Origin of the sequence: Gemmatimonas sp., assembly GCF_044345575.1 — a bacterium.
Classification (GTDB): Bacteria; Gemmatimonadota; Gemmatimonadetes; order Gemmatimonadales; family Gemmatimonadaceae; genus Gemmatimonas.
Genome location: NZ_JBIJAW010000366.1, coordinates 1 through 3,240 on the forward strand (window position 1 = coordinate 1; position 3,240 = coordinate 3,240).

3 protein-coding genes and 1 pseudogene are annotated in these 3,240 nt (G+C 69.9%); all 4 read right to left on the reverse strand.

Going from position 1 to position 3,240, the window contains the following annotated elements; translation table 11 throughout:
- A partial coding sequence (locus ACIQ6O_RS15210; RefSeq protein ID WP_396208626.1) for an NAD-dependent epimerase/dehydratase family protein occupies positions 1-367 on the reverse strand: 367 nt, incomplete at its 3' end.
- Positions 368-369: 2 nt separating this feature from the next.
- A complete protein-coding gene (locus tag ACIQ6O_RS15215) occupies positions 370-1,284 on the reverse strand; it encodes a bile acid:sodium symporter family protein (protein WP_396208627.1) in 915 nt (304 codons plus the stop codon).
- Positions 1,281-2,639 carry a flavin-containing monooxygenase gene (locus ACIQ6O_RS15220; protein WP_396208628.1) on the reverse strand — a complete coding sequence of 453 codons (1,359 nt, stop codon included), beginning with the start codon at positions 2,637-2,639 and terminating at the stop codon, positions 1,281-1,283. Before ACIQ6O_RS15220 ends, ACIQ6O_RS15215 begins: the two co-directional genes overlap by 4 nt.
- A 179-nt stretch (positions 2,640-2,818) precedes the next feature.
- A pseudogene (locus tag ACIQ6O_RS15225) lies at positions 2,819-3,240 on the reverse strand (hypothetical protein); the annotation flags it as partial.

Sequence of the window (3,240 nt, forward strand, 5' to 3'; positions counted from 1 at the left end):
CGCCGCTGCTGGTCACCGTGAGGTGGCGCACCCCCGCCGCCACGCATGCCGCAATGACGTTGCGGGTGCCGTTCACATCGATGTCGAAGTCGCGCGCGCGATCGCGCGTGGGCTCCAGCACCGCCGCGAGATGCACCACCGCGTCGATGCGCTCGTCGCGCAGCAGCACCGCGAGGGCCGGGTCGCGGATGTCCATGGTGCGCACGGGCACGGCGCCACCCGGTCGCGGGCGCAGGTCCACTCCCGTAACCGTCACCCCCGGCCGCGCGGCCAGCTCCGCCCCGAGTAGCGCGCCCACATAGCCAGCCGCGCCGGTGATGCAGACACGCAGGGGGGCGGCTGGCGCCGCCGATGCCTGGGGATCCATCGCTATGCGCCAGCGGGTGACACGGCCGCCAGCGGCCGTCGCGCCCACCACTGCGCCACAGCCAATCCCGACACCAGATGCCACACGCCCCAGAAGGCGGTTACCAGCATCATCCCCCCCGCCTGCGGGAAAAAGGTGAACAGCACGGCCAGCCCCAGCCCCGTGTTGTGGATGGAGACCTCGATGGTGAGCGCGCGCCGGTCGGCCTCGGGCAGCCGCGCCGCCGTGGCCGCGAGATAGCCGGTGGCCATGGCCAACAGATTCTGCCCCACCACCAGCCAGAAGAACTGCCCGAAGCGCGCCATGAACAGGTCGGTGTTCTTGGCGAACGCCAGCGCCACGAACGCCAGGAACACCAGCGTGGCGACCGTGCGCAGCGGCCGCTCCACCCGCTCCACCACACGCGGGAAGCGACGCCCGGTGACCATCCCCAGCAGCAGCGGTACCACCAGCACGAACAGCACCAGCGAGAGGATCCCTCCCGCGGGGATGTCGATGGCGCGCAGCACGGGGCGCGTGACGGGGTTGAGCCACCCGTACAGCGCGAAGTTGAGCGGCATCACCACCGGGGCCGCCACACTGGATACCGCCGTGAGCCCCACGGCCAGCGGCACGTTCCCGCGCGCCATCCAGGTGAGCACGTTGGAGAACGACCCGCCCGGACACGCGGCCACCAGGATCATCCCCAGCGCCAGCGGCGCCTCCAGCCGCAGCGCCCACGCCATGAGGCAGGTGAGCGCCGGCACGGCCACGTACTGCGCGGCCAGCCCCACAGCGGCCGCGCGCGGCGCGCGCCACGCGGCGCGGAATGCCTCGGGGGTGAGCGTGAGCGATACCCCGAACATCAGGCAAGCCAGGATCACGTTCAGCGCCGCCAGCCCCCCGGGGGCCAGTTCCAGCGGTAGCGCGTCGTTCATCGCGCCCCCGTGCCGGGCGGCAGGTCGGCGCGCAGTCGGTCGATCTCCCGCTGTACCGTGCGCAGATAGCTCTCCTTGTGCACGTAGTACGCCATCCGGTCGAGCGGCAGGTAGCGGTAGCCGCCCCGTACCCCGGGGCTGTCCACGTGCCGTTTGCGCGCCTGCAGCGAACGGGCGCTGGCCGTACCGGCCGCCAACTGCCGGATATACAGCGCCACCAGCTCCGCCTGTCGGTTGCGCCCCTCCCATCCCAGCCCGGCCGCTTCCAGCATACCCATGAGGAACAGCGTGTCGTGCTCCGGATGCATGGTGTTGAGAAACAGCCGCGGCGCCGGGCCCGCTGACCAGTTGAGCCACCGCGCGTCGATGAACGGAAACGTCGGCTGGTACCCGGTGGCCAGGAGCAGCACATCGTATTCGGCGCTGGCTCCGTCGGCAAAGGTCACCGTCTGCCCCTCGATCGCGCGCAGCGCGCCGCGCGGCGTGATGTCGCCCTGCCCCAGATGATGCAGCACCAGGGAATTGATCACCGGGTGCGCCTCGTACATGCGATAGTCGGGGTCGGGGAGCCCGTAATCCGATGGCTTCCCCATGACGACGCGCACCAGCAGCGCGTCCAGCCGCTGTTTGAGCGCGCGCGGCAGACGGATGGCGCCTCCCAGCGTGTCGGTGGGGCGCCCCATGATGAACTTGGGGAGGAAGTAGTAGCCACGCCGCACCGACAGATCCACGCGCGCGGCACGGTGCACCGCGTCCACCGCGATGTCGGCGCCGCTGTTGCCGCACCCGACCACCAGCACGCGCTGCCCTTCGAACACGTCGGGCGTGCGGTATTCCGCCGAATGCATCACGCGCCCTGTGAAAGTGCCCGGGAGGCGCGGCATGTGCGGGTGGTGCAGGACCCCCGACGCGATCAGCACGCCGTCGTGCACGGTGGTGGTGCGTGGCGTGTCGTTGTGGGGCCCATCGCCGGACACGAATGCGTCACGCCCGGGTTCGGGTACGGTGGTCACCGCCCACCGGCCATCGGGGAGCGGGGCCACCTGTTCCACCCGCGTGCCCCACGCGTAGTGCGGCGTGAGATCGAAGTGCGCGGCGTAGTCGCGGAAGTACTGCCGCAGCTCGGTGTGGTGCGGATAGGCCGGTCCCCGAGGCATGGGGAACTCGGCGAACTCGGTCATGTGCCGCGAACTGATGAGGTGCGCCGACTGGTACAGCGTACTGTGGGGGTTGTCGATATCCCACAACCCGCCGGGCCCCGTGTGGCGGTCGTAGCCGCGATAGGGGATTCCCAGCTTCTGCAGGTTGCGGGCGCACGCCAGCCCCATGGGGCCGGCTCCGATCACGGCGTACATGGCTGAAAGCTACCCCGCGAACGTGCAGAGCGGCGCTCGTCGTGGCCGTCGGGCCGTCCGACTTGTCTCAGGGTTACTGAGCCGCTTGATGACTCAGCTGACGGCATAGATGCTCCGCTTTGCCATGCGTACCGCTGGCTTCTGCAGCGGGCGCTCGAATCAGATGCGCGCACAGCGCGCTACCCCGACAGGCATTCAGCTAGCGCGTCGATCCAACAGGCCAAGTCGGTCGCGGTTCGGGGCGGTGCGATGAACAGTGGCTGAGTCGCTTCAAGTCCCGCCACGTTCACCATGCGTTTCTCGTTCAACACCCACTGACCGCGTTCGCTCAGACGGGCATGGGCTTCCTCCAGGACGGCCTTCGCCGCATGCCCGGTGGCACCGACCGCGTTCCCGCGAGCAGCATGCATCCGTGCATACTCGAGGCTAAAGTCGCGCGCGAACCGCCACCGCGGCGGAGCGCCGTCGACGAGCGCCGGAGGCATCTCGGCGACCGCGGGGAGCTCACCCGCGAGCACGCGACCGGAGGCGAGTTCCGCCATGAGCACGTACGTGGGGAGACCCGCGAGATAGCCGAGCAGCGCGTCGAGTTCGTACGAGC

Excerpts from the sequence above, each read along its gene's own strand:
- ACIQ6O_RS15215 (WP_396208627.1), bottom strand. The coding sequence starts at position 1,284 with ATGAACGACGCGCTACCGCTGGAACTGGCCCCCGGGGGGCTGGCGGCG.
- ACIQ6O_RS15220 (WP_396208628.1), bottom strand. The coding sequence starts at position 2,639 with ATGTACGCCGTGATCGGAGCCGGCCCCATGGGGCTGGCGTGCGCCCGC.